Here is a 20,475-nt window from a genome sequence, read left to right on the forward strand (position 1 = left end):
GGGGAGGGCAGGAGCGACAGCGACGGGGGCGCGCTTCTATGGGATCCATGGGGTCTGTGGGGGACAGCACACTGATCCAGGGCCGGTACCGGCTGCTCGATCTGATCGGACGCGGCGGCATGGGGGAGGTGTGGCGGGCCCGGGACGAGTCGCTGGGCCGCCGGGTCGCCGTCAAGTGCCTCAAGCCGCTCGCGACGCGGGAGGACCCGTCCTTCACACGGGTGCTGCGGGAGCGGTTCCGCCGGGAGGCCCGGGTGGCCGCCGCGCTCCAGCACCGCGGGGTGACCGTGGTGCACGACTTCGGTGACTGCGAGGGGGTGCTGTTCCTGGTCATGGAGCTGCTGGAGGGCCGCAACCTCAGCCAGCTGCTGGAGGACAACAAGCACCACCCGCTGCCGGTCACCGATGTCGTGGACATCGCCGAGCAGGTCGCCGCCGCGCTGGCCTACACCCATGAGCAGGGCATCGTGCACCGGGACCTGAAACCGGCCAACATCGTGCGGCTGGCCGACGGCACGGTGAAGATCTGCGACTTCGGCATCGCCCGGCTCGGCCACGACGTGGGCTTCACCGCCCGGCTCACCGGCACCGGCATCGCCATGGGCACCCCGCACTACATGTCCCCGGAGCAGATCGGCGGCACCGAGGTGGACCGGCGCAGCGACCTGTACTCGCTGGGCTGCGTGCTGTACGAACTGGCCACCGGGGTACCGCCGTTCGACCTCGACGACCCGTGGGCGGTCCTGGTCGGCCACCGCGACACCCCGCCCCGCCCGCCCCGCAGCCACCGGCCCGACCTGCCGGGCTACCTGGAGCGGATCATCCTGGACCTGCTGGCCAAACGGCCCGAACACCGCCCGGACGACGCCCGGGAACTGGGCCGCCGGATCACGGCCGGCCGCACCGCCCCGTCACACCCGCCGACCGCCGTCACACCCCACCCGCGAACCCCCCAGCCGGCCGGCCGCACAGCGGGCCCGCCGTCCTGGACGTACCTGCGGGGCGCGGGGGACACCCCGGAGGCGGCCCCTTCGGGAGGCGCGGTACCGGGTGGCCGGACGGCGGGTGACGGTCCCGGTCCGGGGATGTCCGGCTCGGGCGAGGTGGTGGGTGCTGGTGCGGGGATGCCCGGCCCGGGTGCGGAGCCGGGTGCCCTCGTGAGGGCCTCCGGCCCGGGTGGAGCGGCGGGCGGTGGCGGCCCCGGGCTGCCGGCCCCGGCTACCGGGAGCGGACCCGGCCCCGACGGTGCGGCGGGCGGGGCGGGCGAGCCCTCCCGCGCGTGGCCCCCGCGGTACTCCGTCGACCAGGCCGGCGACCGGCCGTCCCACCCGCCGCCGCAGAGCACGCCCCAGAGCACGCCGGGGAGCACGCCGGGGAGGATGCCGGAGAGGATGTCGGAGACCAGGCCGGAGAGCACCACCGCCCTGGCCGCCCGGCACGGGGCGGGGCTGCGGCTGGGCCGGCAGGGCCGCTGGGCCGAGGCCGGCGAGGTGCACCGGGCGGTCGCCGACGCCCGCGCCCGGCTGCTCGGCCCCGACCACCCCGACACCCTCGCCAGCCACTACGAGGCCGCCTTCGTGCTCAGCCGCACCGGACGCCCCGCCGACGCCCTGAGCGCCTACAAGCGGGTGGCCGAGGCCAGGATCCGCGTCCTCGGCCCCGACCACCCCGACACCCTCGCCGTCCGCCAGGAGATGGCGTACGTGCTGGGACGGCTGGGCCGGCACACCGACGCCCACCAGGTGTACGCCGCCGTCCTCGTCGCCCGGGAGCGCACGATGGGCGCCGGCCACCCCGACACCCTGCGCTGCCGCCACAACCTCGCCTTCAGCCTCGGCCGGCTCGGCCGCTGGGCCGAGGCCCACCGCATGGCGGACGACGTCGCCGAAACCCGTGCCCGGATCCTCGGCCCGGACCACTCGGACACGCTCGTCACCCGCTACGAGGTGGCGTACGCGCTCGGTCAGCTGGACCGCTGGCAGGAGGCGCTCGCCACCTACCGGGACGTCGCCGACGCGCGCACCCGGGCGCTGGGCGCCGACCACCCCGACACCCTCGCCGCCCGCTACGAGACCGGCATCAGCCTGGGCCGGCTCGGCCGCAGCGCCGAGGCCCTCGCCCTCTACCGCGCCCTGGCCGACGACCGCGCCCGCGTCCTGGGCGCCGGCCACCCGGAGACCCTGCGCGCCCGGCACGGCATCGGCGTCAACCTCGGCCGGCTCGGCCGCTGGGAGGAGGCGCTCACCGAGTCCCGCGCGGTGGCCGCGGCCCGGACCCGCGTCCTGGGCCCCAACCATCCCGATACCCTGGTCAGCCGCCGCGAGGTCGCCGTCGGCCTGGGCTGGCTGGGCCGCTGGGAGGCCGCGCTGACCGAGTACCGCCACGTGACCGCCGTCCGCGAGGGGGTCCTCGGCCCCGCCCACCCGGACACCGCCGCCGCCCGCGACGACGAGGCCCACTGCCTGGCCCAACTGGGCCGCACCACCGAGGCGGCGGAGCTGTACCAGGGGGTACTTCCGCCGCGGCGGCGGGAGACCCCGAGAACGGCCGACGGCTGACGCCAACCGCCCCGACGAGCCATGCCCGCCGCCACTCACCCCGTGACCCCGCCGGTCCCGCGTGGCGCGTCCGGTGCCGCTGAGCGCGCGTCGGCCGGGGCGGTCGGGGGCCGTCCGGCCGGGGTGTTCCGCGGCGCGGGTTCCACCGGTCGCGGTGTCCCCACGCGTGTCGATCGCCCGGCGGGCTCCGGTTCCGGGCCTCCCGGCCTGGCCGGCCCGGGACGCCCGCCCGCGGCGTACCACGTCCCAGCCCCGCCCACCCCCGTGGCCTTCTGGCGACACCGCTCCCCGCGTGCTACCAAGAGCCATGACCACGCACCGCGCCCCCCGCAGGGGCACGCGCCGATATGACGTCGTCATCGTCGGCGCGGGGCACAACGGCCTGGTCGCCGCCGCCTACCTGGCCCGCGCCGGACGGTCGGTCCTGGTGCTGGAGCGGCTGGACCGCACCGGGGGCGCGGCCGTCTCCACCCGCCCGTTCGCCGGCGTGGACGCCCGGCTGTCCCGTTACTCCTACCTGGTCAGTCTGCTACCCACCAAGATCGTCCGGGACCTCGGCCTCGACTTTCGCCGCCGGCCCCGTACCGTCTCCTCGTACACCCCCGCCGAGCGCGCCGGCCGGCCCACCGGGCTGCTGGTCGGCGGGGACGAGCGGCGCACCCGCGCCTCCTTCGCCCGGCTGACCGGCGGTGAGCGCGAGTACGCGGCCTGGCAGCGGTTCTACGCCATGACCGGCCGGGTCGCCCGCCGGGTCTTCCCCACCCTCACCGAACCGTTGCCCACCCGCGCCGAGCTGCGCCGCCGCGTCGACGACGAGCCCGCCTGGCGGGCCCTGTTCGAGGAGCCGATCGGGGTCGCCGTCGAGGAGTACTTCGCCGACGACCTGGTCCGCGGCGTCGTCCTCACCGACGCCCTGATCGGCACCTTCGCCGACGCCCACGACCCGTCCCTCAAACAGAACCGCTGCTTCCTCTACCACGTGATCGGCGGCGGCACCGGCGCCTGGGACGTGCCGGTCGGCGGGATGGGCGCGCTCACCGACGCGCTGGCGGCCGCGGCCCGCACCGCCGGCGCCGTGCTCGCCACCGGCCACGAGGCGGTGCGGATCGACACCGACGGGCGGACGGCCGAGGTCACCTGGCGCACGGAGGACGGCGAGGGCTCCGCCGCGGCCCGGCACGTCCTGGTCGGCGCCTCCCCGCGGGCCCTGGCGGAGCTGACCGGCGCCCCGCCGCCCCCGCCCGCCGAAGGCGCGCAGCTCAAGGTGAACATGCTGCTCACCCGGCTCCCCGCGCTGCGCGACCCGGCGGTCGACCCCCGGCAGGCGTTCGCCGGGACCTTCCACGTCGCCGAGGGCTACCGGCAACTGGCCGCCGCGCACGCCCAGGCGGCGGCCGGCGCGGCGCCCGCCGCCCCGCCCGCGGAGCTCTACTGCCACTCGCTCACCGATCCCACGATCCTCGGCCCGGACCTCGCCGCCCGGGGCCACCACACCCTCACCCTGTTCGGCCTGCACACCCCCGCCCGGCTCTTCGCCCAGGACCACGACACCGTGCGGGACCAGCTGCTGGAAGCGACCCTGGCCCAGCTCGACGCCCAGCTGGCCGAGCCGCTCGCCGACTGCCTGGCCACCGACGCGGACGGCCGCCCCTGCCTGGAGGCGAAGACACCGCTGGACCTGGAACGCGACCTGCGGCTGCCCGGCGGCAACATCTTCCACCGCGAACTCGCCTGGCCCCACACCCAGGACGGCACCGGCCGCTGGGGCGTCGAGACCCCGCACCCGAACATCCTGCTGTGCGGGGCCGGCGCGGTCCGCGGCGGCGGGGTGAGCGGCGTCCCCGGACACAACGCGGCCAGGGCCGTACTGGAGAGCCCGGCCGCCTGAAGCATGCGCCGCCGCGGAACGGGTACCGCGACATAACAGACATTCCGCGCGCGTTTCCGTACGCGCGTCCGCACAGCGAGGAGACCGTCATGGCTGACCTCAGCCCCATCGACCTTCAGAAGGCCCTCCGGGGCGCGGACTACCCGACGGACAAGAAGTCGCTCGTCGACTGCGCCCGCAAGAACAAGGCCGACGACAAGGTCGTCAGCCGCCTCGACGGCATGAAGAAGGACAACTTCGACGGGCCGAACGAGGTGCAGAAAGCCGTCTTCGACCAGTAGCCGCCGGCCGGACCGGCCTCCTCCCGAAAGGTCCTGCCCGGATGGCCTGTTGGCGGTCGGACCCGATCGCTAGGCTGACCCGCGGACGACGCATCGGGAGGAGCACGGACGTGGCCGAGACCACCACCCACCAGCGCCCGCTCATCGGCTGGGACAAGCCGGAGCTGGACCTCAGCAAAGCGCACTGGCAGTCCAGCAGCCGTGGCCGGGGCGATGTCCAGATCGCCTTCGTCGAGGGCTTCATCGCCATGCGCAACAGTGCCCGCCCGGAAAGCCCCTCCCTGATCTTCACCCCCGACGAATGGGGGGCCTTCGTGTCGGGAGCGCGGGAAGGGGAGTTCGACCTCACCTGACGCCCGGCGGCGCGGCGGGGCCGGCCATCGCGCCGAGGGTGGTGTTCCGCCCGGTTTTCCGGACACGCGACCTTCAGCACCCCCGCACGGCCTGGTCTGAGCGAGGCTGGTCCGGAGGTGAAGGCCGTATCCCCCGGAGGTGAGGAACCATGAGCACCCTGCCGGTCGTCGCCGCGATCGACGGTTCGGACGACAGTCTGCGCGCCCTGGACTGGGCCCGCGACGCCGCCCGCAGACGGGCCGCCCCGCTGCGGGTGGCGCATGTGCGGCAGTACGCCGCCTGGGCCCAGCCGGATGTCCTGGCCGTCGGCCCGCCCCCCGACCCGGACGACGACCCCGTCCTCGACCAGGCCCGCGCCCGTCTGCGGCAGGGCGACGACGGACCGGACGCCGAGTTCCTCGGCCTGGAGGGCGTCCCCGCCGCCGCCCTGCCCGAACTCGGCGCCGAGGCCCAGCTCCTGGTGCTCGGCTCCCGGGGCCGCGGCGGCTTCGCCAGTCTGCTGCTCGGTTCCAGCTCGCTGGCCGCCGCCCGCGACGCGGAGTGCCCCGTCGTCGTGGTGCCCCGCCCCGGCCGCGAGGTCCACCCGCCCGCGGCCCCGGCCGAACCCGGCCCCCGGGTGGTCGTCGGACTGCACGTCGACAGCCCCGACGAGGCCACGCTCGACTTCGCCTTCACCGAGGCCGCGCTGCGCGACGCCCGCCTCCAGGTGATCGCCGCCTATCCGTGGCCCGTGCAGACCTGGATGGCACCCCCGGGGCAGGTGGTGGCCCCGGTGATCGACGAGGCCGCCGTGGCCGGCGAGACCCGGGTGCTCGCCGACGGCCTGCTCGCCCCGCACCGCGGCCGGCACCCCGGCGTCCGGGCCGAGACGCACGCCGTGCCCGGTGACGCCGCCGGCAACCTCGTCGCCGCCTCCCAGGACGCCGGCCTGGTCGTCGTCGGCCGCCACCGGCGGCGGCTGCTGGCGCCGGCCCGGATGATGGGCTCGGTCGCCCACGCCGTCCTGCTGCACGCCGCGGCACCGGTCGCGGTGGTGCCGCCCGCACCGCCGGAGGACTGACCCCGCACCCCTGGCGGGCCCGCCCCGAACGGGCCCTCGGGGCCGAGCCGGTCGGGCGCGACCACGTACCATGGGCGCATGTCGTTCCTCCGCCGCCGCAGCGCCACGCCCGCCGGGCCCGACTTCGACGTACTGGCCATGGACCCGGGCGACTGGCCCGGCAATCTGGGTGCCGGCCTGCTGCCCGCCCCGGACGGCAGCTGCCAGGGCGTGTTCCTGCGCTACGACCTGTTCGGCGGCCGCGGCCCCGCGATGATCATCGGCAATCTGCCGGAGGGCTCCCCGGCCCGCGAGGTCCCCGAGGGCGAGATCCCGTTCGAGGTGGCGCAGCTCCTGCTGGCCCTGGAGAACGACGAGGAGGTGACCGTCGCCGGCACCGAGGACACCCCCGTGATGCAGGGCGACAACCTGCTGATCGTGCGCCGCCTCAAGCTCTCCGAGAGCCGGATCTCCTGCGTGCAGTTCGACCGCAGCGACAACGTGCTGGTCACCATCGCCGCCTGGGACCGCCCCATCACCGACGACCTGTACGCCCTGCTGAAACCGCTCCCGGCGGAGCTGTTCCAGCAGGGCTGAGGTCCGGCCTCCAACTAACGGACGACCTCGACGTCGGCGGCGCGGACGTACGCCACCCGGTGGCCGTACTGGATCTCGTAGTACCGGTCCGTGCCCCGCACCACCCGGTGCGAAAACTCGGTGAAGGTGACCGCGTAGTAGTACTCGCCGGGCACCTCGTCACCGACCACGTACTTCTGACCGGCGGGCAGCCGGTACGGCAGCGGGGACACCGTCTGCACGGGAACCCCCGCCGGATAGGCCGACGCCTCCGGATAGGCACGCCCGTACACCGGGACACTGTCCGCGCCGTCCTTCGCGGTCACCGTGACGCCCTTCGCGGGCACCGCGACCGGCTCGGCCGGCGGATCGCGGAACCACGCCTTCTGCCCCAGGTACCAGATGGCCGTCCACTCGCCCCACCGGTCGGCCACCGCGTACTGCTGGCCGGTGGACACCCGGGAGGACAGGTCGTTCACCCCGGCGGTCGGTGTCGTGCCCAGGCCGATGTCCTTGATCAGGGGCGCGTCCTCGAAGTGGTCGGAGTACAGCCGCACCTCGCTGGAGCCGTGCGCCGCGCACGGCTCACCGGCGCTCGCGCAGCCCGTGTACACCGGCCGGTTGGCCGCGTAGTTTGGGCGGATCGTGACCACGGCGGCGTGCTTCCCGGCGGTCGGCCGGAACGGCTTGCCCAGCAGTTCGAAGTAGTGCGCCCAGTCCCAGTACGGTCCCGGGTCGGTGTGCATGCCGGGCACGCCGGCGGCAGTCGGGCCGGGCACGTTGTCGTGGCCCAGGATGTGCTGCCGGTCCAGCGGGATGCCGTACCGCTTCGCCAGGTACTTCACCAGCCGCGCCGACGACCGGTACATCGCCTCCGTGTACCAGGCGTCCGGATCGGCCAGGAACCCCTCGTGCTCCAGCCCGATCGAGCCCGCGTTGACGTACCAGTTGCCCGCGTGCCAGGCGACGTCCTCCGCCTTCACGTGCTGGGCGATGTGGCCGTCGGTGGAGCGCAGCGTGTAGTTCCAGGAGACGTAGGCCGGGTCCCGCACCAGGTTCAGCACGCCGTCCCAGGCGCCCTCGGTGTCGTGCACGACGATGTAGCGGATGCGCTGCGCGGCGGGCCGGTCGGCGAGGTCGTGGTTGCCGTAGTCGCCGTCCCCGAACTCCTCGTAGGGCGCCGGTATCCACTCGCAGGACACCGTGGCCGGGCACTCGGTGCCGGCCGCCGAGGCGGTCCGCAGCCCGGCGCGGGCCAGTTGCCCGGCCTTGGGCACCACGTCCGGCCGGGCGGCCAGGACGACTCGCTGACCGGCGTCGGTCGTGCGCCGCGCGCCGTCCCGGATCAGCGCGTACACGTCGTCCGCGTAGGCCGCCGCGGTCGCGGAGTCGTCCGCGCCGGAGAACCGGGCCACCGCCGCGTACCAGTCGGCCGGGTCGGCGCTCAGCGGCCGGCCGAGGCCCCGCTGGGCGGCGGCCAGCAGCGCGGCCCCGCCGGCCACGTTGGCGGCCGGGTCGGTGCGCAGCGCGGCGGCGTCCAGCCCGGTCAGCCCGGCCGCCGTCGGCAGGGTGGACAGCCGGGCCGGCCGGGCGGCGGCGTCCGCGACCGCCGCCCGCGGGTGCGGCGCGGGACGGGCGTCGTCGCCGCGCGGATCCTCGGTGCCCTCGGCGTGGTGCTCGGAAGTACCGGCCAGGGCGGTGGCGGCGTCGGTGAGATGCATCGGGCCGTACCCTCCGGTCACGCTCGGCGCACCGCCGTGCGCGTCCCAGCGGGACTGGAGGTAGGAGACGCCCAGCAGCACACTCCCCGGCACCCGGTACTCGGCCGCGGCGGCGGCGAACGCCCGCTGGAGCCCGTCCGGCGCGGCGGCGGTGGCGGACCCGGTGGCGGACGGCGGGCCGGTGGGCGGCGCGGCGCCGAGCAGCGGCAGCAGCAGTACCGCCGCGACCGGCAGGACACGACGGCGGCTGCCGCGCGGAAGGGGGACGGATCCTCGCAAGACGGCCTCCTGGGACATGGGGCGCCCGGGGGGGGTGCGGGACCGGACGTGCGTCAGTGGTACCCGCGGTCCGACGATCCGTCAATGATGCCCAGGTGGCCGAAGACGGCGGGCCGGCGGCCCGCCGCCTCCGTCAGCGCGTACCGACCGCGGCCCGCACCGCCCGGCGGGCCAGTTGGCAGTCGTCGTGCAACCGCCGCAGCAGCAGCCGCTGTTCCTCACCGGCCGGCGTTGCCCCCGCGGGGCCGGGGGCGGCCGGCGCCGCGTCCCGCATCGAACGCTGTACGGCCGTCTCGTAGGTACGGATCTCCCGGGTCAGCACCAGCATCAGGTTGACCAGGAACGCGTCCCGCGAGGCCGGGCCCGCCGACTGGGCGATCTGGCTGATCCCCCGCCGGGCCACCGGCGCGTCCCCCAGCACCGACCACAGCGTCGCCAGGTCGTAGCCCGGCAGATACCAGCCCGCGTGCTCCCAGTCCACCAGCACTGGACCGGCCGGTGACATGAGGATGTTCGACAGCAGCGCGTCGCCGTGGCAGAACTGGCCCATGCCGTGCCGCCCGGCCGTGTGGGCGATGCCGTGCAGCAGCTTCTGGAGGTCGCCCAGGTCCCGGTCGGTGAGCAGCCCCAGCTCGTGGTAGCGGGAGATCCGGGCCGCGTAGTCCAGGGGCGCGTCGAAGGTACCGGCCGGCGGACGCCAGGCGTTGAGCCGGCAGACCGCGCCGAGCGCCGCCCTGATGTCCGCCCGCGGCGGCGCCTGCACCGGATGCCGCTGCACGGCGGCCGGCCGCCCCGGCATCCGCTCGATCACCAGCGTGCAGTTGTCCGGGTCCGCCGCGATCAGCCTCGGCACCCGGGCCGGCGGGCGGTGCCGGACGAACGTGCGGTAGGCAGCTATTTCGTGCCGGATCCGCTCCGCCCACGCGGGCGAGTGGTCCAGCAGACACTTGGCGACGGCCGTGTTGCGCCCGGTGGTGCCGACCAGCAGGACCGACCGTCCGCTGCGCCGCAGCACCTGGACCGGCGCGAACTCCGGGCAGATCCGGTGCACGGCGGCGATCGCGGCGCGGAGTTGGCCGCCCTGGGGGCCGGACAGGTCGATTCTCCCGCTGAGTGGTGGAGTACCCGGCCCGGTGGCGCGCCGTGCCCTGCCCGGTCCGAGGACGGGGGCCGCCGGCCGCGGCGGGGCCAGATAGGGGCCGCCGCCCGCCGGGCGGGCGTGCGGTGGCCGGACCGGGGCGGACACGGAGGACGATGCTGCGTACATGGGCGGACAGATCCCTTCGTGTTCCTGCTGTGCGTGCTGTGTGCGTGCTGTGCTGTGCTGGTGGGTCGGGTGCGTGGGGCGCGCCGCCCGACCGGCCGCCGCGGGCCACCCTGGGGAGTGTCCCGGCGGCGGCCAAGTCGGGGTGACGCGGTTCCTACCTGACACCCGGGCGGCCCTGGCACACCATCTGGCGAACCCTGGCGAACCCTGGCGAATAGTCGCCCGGCAACTCTCCCCGGGCTACTGTCAACTCAGCCGAGAACCTGGGGGCTTGATGTGAGCGGACGACCCAACACCCGGCTCTCGGACCTGTTCGGCCTGGCCGGCTGGTCCAAGGGCGAACTCGCGAGACTGGTCAACCGGCAGGCGGCGGCCATGGGCCACCTCCAGCTGGCGACCGACACCTCGCGGGTGCGGCGGTGGATCGACATGGGAGAGATCCCGCGCGATCCGGTGCCGCGGGTGCTGGCGGTGCTGTTCACCGAGCGTCTCGGCCGTGTCGTGACCATCGAGGATCTCGGACTGGTCCGCCACGGGCGCGCGGGGAGACGGCAGGGCGGCGGGAGCGAGGAACATCCCGACTCAGTGCCGTGGGCGCCCGAGCGGACCGCCGCGGTCCTCACCGAATTCACGGGAATGGACCTCATGCTCAACCGACGCGGCTTGGTGGGCGCGGGCGCCGCGCTCGCCGCGGGATCCGCACTCAGCGGCGCCATGCACGACTGGCTGCACACCGACCCTGCACTCGCTGCCGACGCTCCCGACCTCGACCGTCCCCTGCACACCGCCGACCCCGCCGGGTTCGACCGCTACGAGGCCGCCCCCATCGGGCTTCAGGAGATCGAGGAACTGGAAGCCTCGGTCGGGGTGTTCCGCGCCTGGGACGCCGCCCGCGGCGGCGGACTCCAGCGCAAGGCGGTGGTCGGCCAGCTCAACGAGGTGGGCGGCATGCTCGCCTACCACCACCCTTCCCTACTCCAGCGGCGCCTGTGGGGCGTCGCCGCCAACCTCGCCGTCCTGGCCGGCTGGATGTCGCACGACGTCGGTCTGGAACCCACGGCCCAGAAGTACTTCCTCATCGCCGCCCACGCCGCCCGCGAGGGCGGTGACCGGCCGCGGGCCGGCGAGGCGCTGTCCCGGGCGGCCCGCCAGATGGTGCACCTGGGCCGGCCCGACGACGCGCTGGACCTGATGAAACTGGCCACCTCCGGCTCGGGGGAGCAACTGCTGCCGCGCACCCGGGCCATGTTCCACACCATCGAGGCGTGGGCGCAGGCGTCGATGGGCAGGGGCCAGGCGATGCGCCGCACCCTCGGTCAGGCCGAGGACCTCTTCGTCTCCGACCGCGCCGACGTCGAACCGCCGGACTGGATGCAGCTCTTCACCGACGAGGACCTGTACGGCATGACGGCCCTGGCCTACCGCACCCTGGCCGAGTTCGACCCGGGCGCGGCGGCCCACGCCCAGTACTACGCGGCGAAGGCCCTGGACCTGCGGACCGAGGAGCGCGGACGGTCGAAGATCTTCGACCATCTCTCCATGGCCTCGGCCTGCTTCATCGCCGACGACCCCGAACAGGCGGACCGCTACGCGCGGCTGGCCCTGATGTCGATGGGCTCGAACTCCTCCCACCGCACCTGGGACCGGCTGCGCCAGATGTACCGGCTGACCGCCGAGTACGCGAGTTACCCGAGGATCCAGCAACTGCGGGAGGAGATCAGGCTGGCGCTGCCGAAGGGAAAGGGGAAGCCCGGCAGCACCGCGTCCGCGTAGCCCGTACCGGCTCCGCTACGCCCGCACCCGGGCGGCCAGTACACATCCGGCGTCCCACGGCCCGGCCGGGTCCGGTCCGCCGCACTCCCGCGCCACGAGCGCCGCAACCTCCCGCGCCGAGTCCGCCTCGGCCAGCCGGGGGGCCAGGGCCAGGAGGCGATGGGCCAACGCCGCGTGAGTGTGCAGCAGCAGCAGGTCACCGGCTTCGAGGGGCTCCTCGGTCCGGGGGCCCAGCACCCGCCCCGTTCCGCCGCGGAAGAGCAGCGGGGCGGGGCTCGCGGTGTGCGCCCACACCAGCGTGCGGTCGGCGGCCCGGTAGGCGCAGCACAGGGCGCCGGCCAGCACGGGCCGGCCAACTCCGCCGGGCAGCCGGGCGAGCCGGGCGAGCCGGTCGAGCAGCGGTCCGGGCGCCAGGCCCGCCAGTGCCAGGCCGCGCAGGGTGCCGGCCAGCAGCGCGGTGTCCGGTGTGCCGTCCGGGCCGGGAGCGGTGAGCGAGCCGACGCTCAGCAAGGTCTCGCCGTCGGCGATCTCGCAGACGTCGCACCACAGGGGGCCGGCCGGTCCGGCACCCTCCGGCGGCACCGCGGCGGCCACCTCCAGGGCGGCCGCGCGGGACAGCGGTGGGGAGGTCTCCCGCGCGCCCGCGGCCCGGGGGAGCCGGTCGCGGGTCTCGTGCACCGCCCGCTGGCTGCGCCGCAGTTCGCTCACGTCGCGCAGCACCGCCCACATCGAGGCGGTGCTGCCGTGCGCGTCGAGCACGGGCTCGCCCATCATGTGCACGGTCCGCACCGCGCCGTCCGGCCGTACGACACGGAACTCGCCGTCGATCGGCCGCGCGTCGACCAGGCAGCCGGTGACCATCGCGGTCAGTTTCGGGCGGTCCTCGGCCAGCACGGCGGAGGGCAGTTCGTCCAGGGTGAGCGGGGCGGCGGCGGGATCGCGGCCGAGGATGCGGTACAGCTCCGGGGACCAGTCGGCGGCGTCCGTCAGCAGGTTCCACTCCGCGCTGCCGACCCGGCTGAGCAGCGAACCCGCCCGGGGCGCGGGTCCGGCGGGCGCCGATCTCGGCGGCGGACCGTCGCGCAACTGGGCCAAGTGCTGGTCGAGGTCGTCGAGTTGGTGCAGGGCCAGGTCGTAGAGGGCGCGCTGCCAGCGGCCCCGGGCGTCGGCGTCGTCCCGCCGCGCGCCGCGCCGCACCGCGTCCACCTCGCCCTTGAGCCGCCGCGTCTGCGATATCAGCGCCTCCACCGAGCCGTGTCCTGACGGCTGTGCGCAGGGATGGTCCGCGGAGAGATGGGACGGCATGACGCACTCCGGTGTGCAGACGGTACGACCTCGGCCAGGACGGTACGGGCGCGGGCGACGTAACGACTGTTGCACAGCCCGCGACGCGCTGTAAGGGATTTGGCGACACACGATACGGCGGTGCCATCGGCATATGCCATAGTCCCGGGCGAGCGACTCGCCCGGTCCTGTCTCATGCTCCCGCGCTGGACCATCACGTAGGTGTACTACAGGAGTTGAGGGGCGTACGGATGCGTGCCGGGCGGCCCGTACAGCTCCGGGCGCGGGGCGAGAGCGATGGGGGTACGGGCGCCGGACTCCAGGGCGCGGACCCCGGCCTCGGCGACCGCGGACGCCGCGTAACCGTCCCAGGCGCTCGGTCCGGTGACCCGGCCGCGCCGCACGGCGTCGACCCAGGCGCGCACCTCGCGGTCGTAGGCGTCGGCGAACCGTACGAGGTAGTCCTGCGGCACCTCTTCGCGCACCCCGCCCGCGGCCGTCACGGCGATGCCGCGCTCCTCCCCGATCCGGGCGCTGCCCGCCTCGCAGACGGCCTCGCAGCGGACCTGGTAGCCGAAGCCGCAGTTGACGAAGACCTCCACGTCGACCAGGGCGCCCCCGTCGGTCTCGAAGAGCACGAACTGCGGGTCGAGCAGCCCGGCGGGCGCGCCGGCGGACGGCCGCGGCCGGTGCACGCTCACCGCGACCGGCTCCTGCCCCAGCAGCCAGCGGGCCGCGTCGATCTCGTGCGCCACGGAGCTGTTGACCAGCATCGCGGAGGTGAAGTGCGGCGGCGAGGAGACGTTGCGGTGCACGCAGTGCAGCATCAGCGGGCGGCCCAGCCGCCCGTCGTCCAGCAGCGACTTGAGCCGCGCGTACTCGGTGTCGTAGCGCCGCATGAAGCCGATCTGGGCCAGCCGCCTGCCGAGCCGGAGTTCGGCCTCCACCACCCGCAGCGCGCCCGCCGAGTCGGGCACCATCGGCTTCTCGCACAGCACCGGCAGACCGCGGGCGAAGGCGGCCAGCAGCGCCGCCTCGTGCGCCTCGCCGGGGGAGGCGATCAGCACCGCCTCGACCCCGGGCGCGGCCAGCGCGGCCTCGGCGTCGGTGCGGACCGCGACGCCCTCCCGTCCGGCGACCGCCGCCGCGGCCCGGTCGGCGTCGGGATCGGCGACGGCCACCACCCGGGCGCCGCTCACCGCCCGGTCCAGGCGGCGGATGTGATCGGCGCCCATGTGTCCGGCGCCCAGCACCGCCACACCCAGTGTTCGTCCCATGTCCCGTCGGCTCCTCCCGGTCGCGTGCCGCGCGCGATCAGGGTGCCACGGCCGTCGCCGGGGTTCAGTACCGCAGCACTCCGGCGATGCCGTCCGCGTCCCGCAGGGTGCCGTCGGGGACGAAGCGGACGTCGGCGCCGGTCTCCAGGCACCGTTCGACGATCTCGTCCACGATGTCCTCGCGGGCGTCGAGATCGCCGGGGCCGGCCGGTTCCAGGTGGTCGCCGGCGTCCACCACGGTGGCCCGGTAGTTCTCCTCGACGGCGAGCAGCCGGACCCGGCCGGCCAGAGCGCTCTGCCACAGCTCGTCGACCCCGGCGGCGAACTCCCGCCGCCCGCGGGCCGACTCCAGCTCACCGGTCACCACCTCGGCGGCCCGCCGGGCCTCGGCGGCGACCAGTGGCCGCACCGCCTGCCAGACGGCTTCCGGGGTGCCGTGCGCGAGACCGCCGTGCGGTACGTGCACCGCGCCCCGGACGGCGTCGCCCGCCTCCCGGAGCAGGGCCAGGGCGGCCTCCGTGCCGGTGACGTACAGCGGGCGCGGACGGGTGCGCAGCAACCGGGCCAGCGCGGTGTCGGCGTCCCGCAGGAACTGGCGGGTGCGCTCGTCGCGGAAGGTGCTCGGCGCGTCCCCGATCCGCTCCATGCGCTCGGGGTCGAAGTCCTCCGGCTCCCTGGTCATCGGGAAGCCGGCGGCGCGCTCCTCGACGACGCGGCCGGCGCCGCCGTTCCACAGGGTGACGTGGTCGGCGGCGACCGAGAGCACCCAGTACGGCCGCTCGGCGGTGTGCGCGGCGACCAGGTTGCGGGTCAGGAAGGTGTCGGAGAGGACCACGCGTTCGGGCACGGTCCGGGCGAGGGTCCACACCTGGTGTTCGCCGGGCGCGGCGAAGATCGCCAGGCCGTCCTCGGCGTACGCCGGGTCGATCTCGGCGAGGGCCCGGTCAAGCTGTTGTTCGACCTCGGCGCGGCGTTCCCGGGTGACCGCCGGGTCGGCCTCCAGGCGCTTCCTGGCCTCGGCGACCGCGTTGCGCAGCCGTACCGGGTCCTGGGTGTTGCCGGGTTCGCGGCGGTGGGTCGGGGTCAGCACCGACACGGCCGGATAGGGGCGGGGGCGCCGCAGTTCGGCGAGGGTGGCGGGGCTCAGATCGTGCTCCATGCCAGCACGATAGGTCTGTTTTGTCCGTCAGGCATTCGGAGCAGTCGCGGCGGATTGAGGAAGTCTTTGCCCGTGGCCGATTCCGCGCGGCCGGGGCCCGTGGGGGGCGGGTCGGGGGGTATCGCGATCGCAAAGCGTGGCCGAAAGGGCGGGGCTCTGTGTGTCGTCCGCGTTACGGCCACGTTGACCGTTCCCGCCCGCGGCGCGCAGGCTCGACATGTAGATGGCAACTACAACTGGTTCGCCGGGCGGTTTCCTCGCACTAGCAAAAAAGCAGGTCAGCGTGGCCGCTCCGGGCGGACCGGAGGCAGGAGGCAGGACATGTGCGGCATCACCGGCTGGGTCTCCTTCGACCGCGATCTGCGCGCCGAGCGCGCGGCATTGGATGCGATGACGGAGACGATGGCCTGCCGCGGACCGGACGACCGCGGCGTCTGGGCCGAGGGGCCCGCGGCGCTCGGCCACCGCAGGCTCGCCATCATCGACCTGCCCGGCGGCCGGCAGCCGATGACCGCCGAGACCCCGCACGGCACGGTCGCCCTCGTCTACTCGGGCGAGACCTACAACTTCACCGAACTGCGCCGGGACCTGACCGGCCGCGGCCACCGCTTCAGCACCGACTCCGACACCGAGGTGGTCCTGCGCGGCTACCTGGAGTGGGGCGACGCGCTCGCCGAGCGCCTCAACGGCATGTACGCCTTCGCGATCTGGGACGGCCGCGCGGACAAGCTGGTCATGGTCCGCGACCGCATGGGCATCAAGCCCTTCTACCACCACCCCACCGCCGACGGCGTCCTGTTCGGCTCCGAACCCAAGGCGATCCTCGCCAACCCGCTGGCCCGCCGCCGGGTCCGGCTGGACGGGCTGCGCGAACTGTTCACCATGATCAAGACACCGGGCCACGCCGTGTGGGACGGCATGTACGAGGTCGAGCCCGGCACCGTCGTCACCGTCGACCGCGGCGGCGTACGCACCCGCCGCTACTGGGAGCTGGAGACCCGCCCGCACACCGACGGCCGCGAGGCCACCGTCGCCCACGTCCGGGCACTGCTCGACGACATCGTGCGCCGCCAGCTCGTCGCCGACGTGCCCCGCTGCACCCTGCTCTCCGGCGGCCTCGACTCCTCCGCGCTGACCGCGCTCGGCGCCCGCCAACTGGCCGCCGACGGCGAGAAGATCCGCAGCTTCGCGGTCGACTTCGCCGGCCAGGCCGAGAACTTCGTCGCCGACGAACTGCGCGCCACCCCCGACACCCCCTTCGTGCACGACGCGGCCCGCACCGCCGGCACCGACCACCAGGACATCGTGCTGGACGCCCAGGCCCTGGCCGACCCGGAGCTCCGGGCCAGGGTGATCCGGGCCCGCGACCTGCCCGCCGGCTTCGGCGACATGGACGCCTCCCTCCACCTGCTGTTCCGGGCGGTCCGGGAGCACTCCACCGTCGCCCTGTCCGGCGAGTCCGCCGACGAGGTCTTCGGCGGCTACCTCCAGTTCTTCGACGAGCGGGCCCGGCAGGCCGACGCCTTCCCGTGGCTGGTCACGATGGGCCGCCACTTCGGCGAGGACGCCGAGGTGCTGCGCCCCGGACTGGTGGCGGACCTGGACCTGTCCTCCTACGTCGCCGACGGCTACCGCGACGCCGTGGCCGGCATCCGGCGCCTCGACGGCGAGAGCGACCTCGAGTACCGGATGCGGCGGATCAGCCACCTGCACCTGACCCGGTTCGTCCGCGTCCTGCTCGACCGCAAGGACCGCGCCAGCATGGCCGTCGGCCTGGAGGTCCGGGTCCCGTTCTGCGACCACCGGCTGGTCGAGTACGTCTACAACACGCCCTGGGCGCTGAAGTCCTACGACGGCCGGGAGAAGACCCTGCTGCGCGAGGCCACCGCCGACGTGCTGCCCAGGTCCGTCTACGACCGGGTCAAGAGCCCCTACCCGTCGACCCAGGACCCCAAGTACGCGGCGGCCCTCCAGGACCAGGCCCGGGACCTGCTGGCCCGCCCGGACCACCCGGTCTTCCAGCTCGTCGACCCCGTCCGGCTGCGCCGCGCCGCGGACCGGGAGGCGCCGATGAGCGGCCAGGCGGAGAGGCGCGGCCTGGAGCGGGCCCTCGACCTCGCGCTGTGGCTGGACATGTACCGGCCCGAGCTCGTCCTCGACTGAGGCTCAGTCGTCCCGCTCCGGCCCGCAGGAGGAGCCGGTGGGCGGCAGGGAGCCGTGCAGCAGGAAGTCGTCCACCTTGCGGTGCACGCACCGCGAGGAGGCGTACCCGGTGTGCCCCTCGCCCTTGTTGTCGAGCACCACGGCCGAGGGGCCCAGCCGCCGCGCCGTCTCCTGCGTCCAGCGGTACGGCGTCGCCGGGTCGCCGCGGGTGCCCACCAGCAGCATCTTCGGCGTGTCGACGCCCTTGACCTCGTCGCGGATGTAGTCGGTGCCCTTGGGGCGGCCGTAGCACATCAGTACCTGGGTGAGCCGGTAGCGGCCGAAGACCGGCGACGCCTGCTCGTAGCGCTCCCGCAGCCGGCCGAGCGACCGGGTGACCTGGCCGGCGGCGGGGCGGTCGGGGTCGTCGGCGCAGTTGATCGCCATCAGCGCCGCCGGGAGGTTGTCCAGCGGCACGTCCGCCGCGTCGGTGAGCCCGCCGTCGGCGGTCCGGCCGCCCGGGTCCCGGCGGCCGTCTTGGCGGACGGGGAAGCCGACCCCGCCGGAGACAAAGCTCTCCAGGCCCCGCGAGTCGCCGTCCTCGACCAGCAGCGCGACGGCCCGCTCCAGCGACGGCCACAGCTCCCGGCTGTAGAGCGCCTGGCCCAGGGCGCCGACGAGATCCTGCCCGGTGAAGGGCTCCCCGAAGGCGGACGGCACCGGCTCGTCGTCCAGCGACGCGACGAGCTGCTCGACCTGGCTCCGGGCGGCCCTGCTGTCCTGGCCGAACGGACAGGCGATGTCGTCCGCCACGCACCAGTCGAGGAAGTTCTCCAGCGCGGTCTGCTGCCCCCGCGCGCCCGCCACGCCCTGTTCGGTCAGCGGCTCGGTCAGGGTGTCCACGCCGTCCAGCACCAGCCGGCCCACCCGGTGCGGGAACTGTGCGGCGTACACCGCGCCGAGCCGCGTCCCGTAGGAGAAGCCGAGGTAGTTGAGCTTGTCGTCGCCAAGCGCCCGGCGCATCACGTCCAGGTCCCGGGCCGCGTTCACGGTGCCTATGTGGGGCAGTACCGGCCCGGAGTGCTTCACGCACTGGGCCGCGGCCGCGCGCAGCCGCTCCAGCGACTTCTGCGGGTCCTTCATGCCCTCGTCCCCGTCGGTCGCCCGCATGATCTCGACCGAGCCCGGACCGCAGCTGACCGGGGAGGAGCGGCCGACGCCGCGCGGATCGAAGGCGACGACGTCGTAGCCGTTGGTGAGGTGCATGAAGTCCTCGGCACCGGCGGACAGTTCGCTGACGCCGGAGCCGCCCGGTCCGCCGAAGTTCAGCAGCACCGAGCCCTTGCGGTCGCCGGTCGCCCGGTACCGGGCGACGGCCAGGTCGAGGGTCTTCGCCTTCGGCCGGGCGTAATCGAGCGGCACGGTGACCTTCCCGCACTGGAGTTCCCTGGGCATGTCCATGCCTTCGCAGCCGGCCCACTTGACCCGCTGGTCGTAGAACCGGGACAGGCCGGGCCTGGACTCGCCGGCCGAGGGGTCGCCCGCGGTGGCGGCGGGCAGACCCGCGCCCAGCAGGGACAGGCCCAGGGCGCCGGGTATCGCCCAGCGCAGGGCCGTGGGCCGGGTCGACAGCTTGGCCAGCATCGATGCCTCCCGGGCGCCCCGTCGGGGACCGGAGAACGGCGCCCTCGATCACCATAGGCGGGCCGGTGCGGGGCCGCCTCCGGGCGGTGCGGGCGGCAGGCGGGCCCGTGCGGCCCGTTCGAGAAAAGGGTCACTCGGCCGGGTGAAAGGAGGGTCGGCCGCAACTCGGCTGGTTCGCCCGCGTTGCCACCGGTGCGGGCGGGTGCCCGCGACCATGTCCGGAAGGCAGGGAACTGGTTGTGTCGAGGGCTGCCCGTATCGGTGTGCTCGCCGCCGCCTGTGGCGCGCTGGCCGTGACGCTTCCGGTGTCCGGCGCTCCTGCCCAGTTCCTGGTGGGCATCGGCGACCCGGCCGTGGGCAACCAGTTGGCGAACGGGTCCGAGGACCGTGCGGAGCCGCCGCGCCGCCGCGGGCGTCCCGAGTCCTCGGCGCCACCGGCTCCGCCGACCGCGCGGGATCTCACCGACCCGCGGGCCCCCTCGGCCGCGCTCGCCCGCACCGGAGCTGACGGGACGGTACCCGCCTTCGTCGGCGGCACCGCGCTGGTCCTCGGCGGGGCGGCCCTGTTCCGGCGGATCCGGTCCGGCGCGGGCGGCTGATCCGTGAGTGTCGTGCGGGTGGTCCGGCCCGGCCCGCGTGGGTTGGTTCCGCCGGGCGCCGGGCCCGGCGGGGGTGGCCTCCGGGACGGCCCGGGCGGCGCGGTTCCGTTCCGGCGAGGGTGGCTGATCCGTGGGTGTTGTGCGGGTGGTCCGGCCCCCGTACGCCGGTTGCCCGCCGGGCGCCGGGCACGGCTCGGGTGGCGCGGCCGCGTTCCGGTGTCAGCGTCTGGGCTGTCCGCGTGCGACGGGCCTTCGCCCGGTCCAGGGCCGCCACGCCGACCGCCGCCAGGGCGATCTGTATCAGCCACTCGATCCAGTCCGGACCGTCCGTCTCGGCCACGTCGAACGCGCCCGCTATCGCCGTGCCGATCAGCGCGGCCACGATGCCCACCAGAATCGTCCACAGGATGCCGATGCGCTGGCGGCCCGGGACCACGAGCCGTCCCAGCACACCGATGACGATTCCGATGATGATGGCACTGAAGATCCCGTCGATTCCCATCTCCGCCCCTTTCCGTCAACGTCCCCGCAGGGGGCGTCTGCCCGCTGGCGGCGGGCGCACTCCCGCGCCGTTCGCGCCGGAGCGCGAAGGGCCGGTCCGCGCGGTGCGGACCGGCCCCGGGGACGCCCTTCA

Annotated in this window: 15 protein-coding genes and 1 pseudogene; 9 read left to right on the forward strand and 7 right to left on the reverse strand. The window is 74.9% G+C overall.

The window, feature by feature from the left end:
- Window positions 1-56: 56 nt before the first annotated feature.
- The 6 genes from ACTT8P_RS02345 (at window position 57) to ACTT8P_RS02370 (ending at window position 6,717) form a co-directional block, all read left to right on the forward strand.
- The gene (locus ACTT8P_RS02345; RefSeq protein WP_442829897.1) at window positions 57-2,558 is read left to right on the forward strand and encodes a tetratricopeptide repeat protein; all 2,502 of its coding nucleotides are present in this window, start codon (window positions 57-59) and stop codon (window positions 2,556-2,558) included.
- Window positions 2,559-2,865: 307 nt separating this feature from the next.
- On the forward strand, window positions 2,866-4,446 hold the full coding sequence (locus tag ACTT8P_RS02350; protein ID WP_442829802.1) for a phytoene desaturase family protein: 1,581 nt from the start codon (window positions 2,866-2,868) through the stop codon (window positions 4,444-4,446).
- An 89-nt stretch (window positions 4,447-4,535) separates the two neighbouring features.
- The gene (locus tag ACTT8P_RS02355; RefSeq protein ID WP_442829803.1) at window positions 4,536-4,727 is read left to right on the forward strand and encodes a DUF2795 domain-containing protein; all 192 of its coding nucleotides are present in this window, start codon (window positions 4,536-4,538) and stop codon (window positions 4,725-4,727) included.
- Window positions 4,728-4,837: 110 nt separating this feature from the next.
- The gene (locus tag ACTT8P_RS02360) at window positions 4,838-5,080 is read left to right on the forward strand and encodes a DUF397 domain-containing protein (RefSeq protein ID WP_361166473.1); all 243 of its coding nucleotides are present in this window, start codon (window positions 4,838-4,840) and stop codon (window positions 5,078-5,080) included.
- A gap of 149 nt (window positions 5,081-5,229) precedes the next feature.
- Window positions 5,230-6,141, forward strand: coding sequence for a universal stress protein (locus ACTT8P_RS02365; RefSeq protein ID WP_442829804.1), 912 nt, complete (start codon window positions 5,230-5,232; stop codon window positions 6,139-6,141).
- A 78-nt stretch (window positions 6,142-6,219) separates the two neighbouring features.
- Window positions 6,220-6,717, forward strand: coding sequence for a hypothetical protein (locus ACTT8P_RS02370; protein WP_361166479.1), 498 nt, complete (start codon window positions 6,220-6,222; stop codon window positions 6,715-6,717).
- 14 nt (window positions 6,718-6,731) lie between these two features.
- Here the strand turns inward: ACTT8P_RS02370 and ACTT8P_RS02375 are convergent, their stop codons facing one another.
- Both ACTT8P_RS02375 and ACTT8P_RS02380 read right to left on the reverse strand, forming a co-directional pair.
- A complete protein-coding gene (locus tag ACTT8P_RS02375; RefSeq protein ID WP_442829805.1) occupies window positions 6,732-8,696 on the reverse strand; it encodes an N-acetylmuramoyl-L-alanine amidase in 1,965 nt (654 codons plus the stop codon).
- A 133-nt stretch (window positions 8,697-8,829) separates the two neighbouring features.
- Window positions 8,830-9,963 carry an aminoglycoside phosphotransferase family protein gene (locus ACTT8P_RS02380; protein ID WP_442829806.1) on the reverse strand — a complete coding sequence of 378 codons (1,134 nt, stop codon included), beginning with the start codon at window positions 9,961-9,963 and terminating at the stop codon, window positions 8,830-8,832.
- A 276-nt stretch (window positions 9,964-10,239) separates the two neighbouring features.
- Here ACTT8P_RS02380 and ACTT8P_RS02385 point away from each other — a divergent pair, with 276 nt between their 5' ends.
- Window positions 10,240-11,736, forward strand: coding sequence for a DNA-binding protein NsdB (locus tag ACTT8P_RS02385; RefSeq protein WP_442829807.1), 1,497 nt, complete (start codon window positions 10,240-10,242; stop codon window positions 11,734-11,736).
- Window positions 11,737-11,751: 15 nt separating this feature from the next.
- Here the strand turns inward: ACTT8P_RS02385 and ACTT8P_RS02390 are convergent, their stop codons facing one another.
- The 3 genes from ACTT8P_RS02390 to ACTT8P_RS02400 form a co-directional block, all read right to left on the reverse strand.
- Window positions 11,752-13,041, reverse strand: coding sequence for a PAS domain-containing protein (locus ACTT8P_RS02390; RefSeq protein WP_442829808.1), 1,290 nt, complete (start codon window positions 13,039-13,041; stop codon window positions 11,752-11,754).
- Between the two features lie 206 nt (window positions 13,042-13,247).
- Window positions 13,248-14,297 carry a Gfo/Idh/MocA family protein gene (locus tag ACTT8P_RS02395; protein WP_442829809.1) on the reverse strand — a complete coding sequence of 350 codons (1,050 nt, stop codon included), beginning with the start codon at window positions 14,295-14,297 and terminating at the stop codon, window positions 13,248-13,250.
- 64 nt (window positions 14,298-14,361) lie between these two features.
- The gene (locus ACTT8P_RS02400; RefSeq protein ID WP_442829810.1) at window positions 14,362-15,456 is read right to left on the reverse strand and encodes a baeRF3 domain-containing protein; all 1,095 of its coding nucleotides are present in this window, start codon (window positions 15,454-15,456) and stop codon (window positions 14,362-14,364) included.
- Window positions 15,457-15,777: 321 nt separating this feature from the next.
- On the opposite strand from ACTT8P_RS02400, the gene asnB reads away from it, so the two are divergent.
- A complete protein-coding gene (gene asnB, locus ACTT8P_RS02405; protein ID WP_442829811.1) occupies window positions 15,778-17,619 on the forward strand; it encodes an asparagine synthase (glutamine-hydrolyzing) in 1,842 nt (613 codons plus the stop codon).
- Window positions 17,620-17,622: 3 nt separating this feature from the next.
- Here asnB and ACTT8P_RS02410 read toward each other — a convergent pair whose 3' ends face one another.
- Entirely contained in the window at window positions 17,623-19,242 is a 1,620-nt protein-coding gene (locus ACTT8P_RS02410; RefSeq protein ID WP_442829812.1) for an alpha/beta hydrolase, read from the reverse strand.
- Between the two features lie 239 nt (window positions 19,243-19,481).
- On the opposite strand from ACTT8P_RS02410, the gene ACTT8P_RS02415 reads away from it, so the two are divergent.
- Entirely contained in the window at window positions 19,482-19,841 is a 360-nt protein-coding gene (locus ACTT8P_RS02415) for an LPXTG cell wall anchor domain-containing protein (protein WP_442829904.1), read from the forward strand.
- Between the two features lie 241 nt (window positions 19,842-20,082).
- Here the strand turns inward: ACTT8P_RS02415 and ACTT8P_RS02420 are convergent.
- Window positions 20,083-20,343: pseudogene (locus ACTT8P_RS02420) on the reverse strand (GlsB/YeaQ/YmgE family stress response membrane protein); the annotation flags it as partial.
- Window positions 20,344-20,475: the final 132 nt, after the last annotated feature.

This window comes from Streptomyces sp. JW3, assembly GCF_052216785.1.
Lineage (GTDB): Bacteria > Actinomycetota > Actinomycetes > Streptomycetales > Streptomycetaceae > Streptomyces.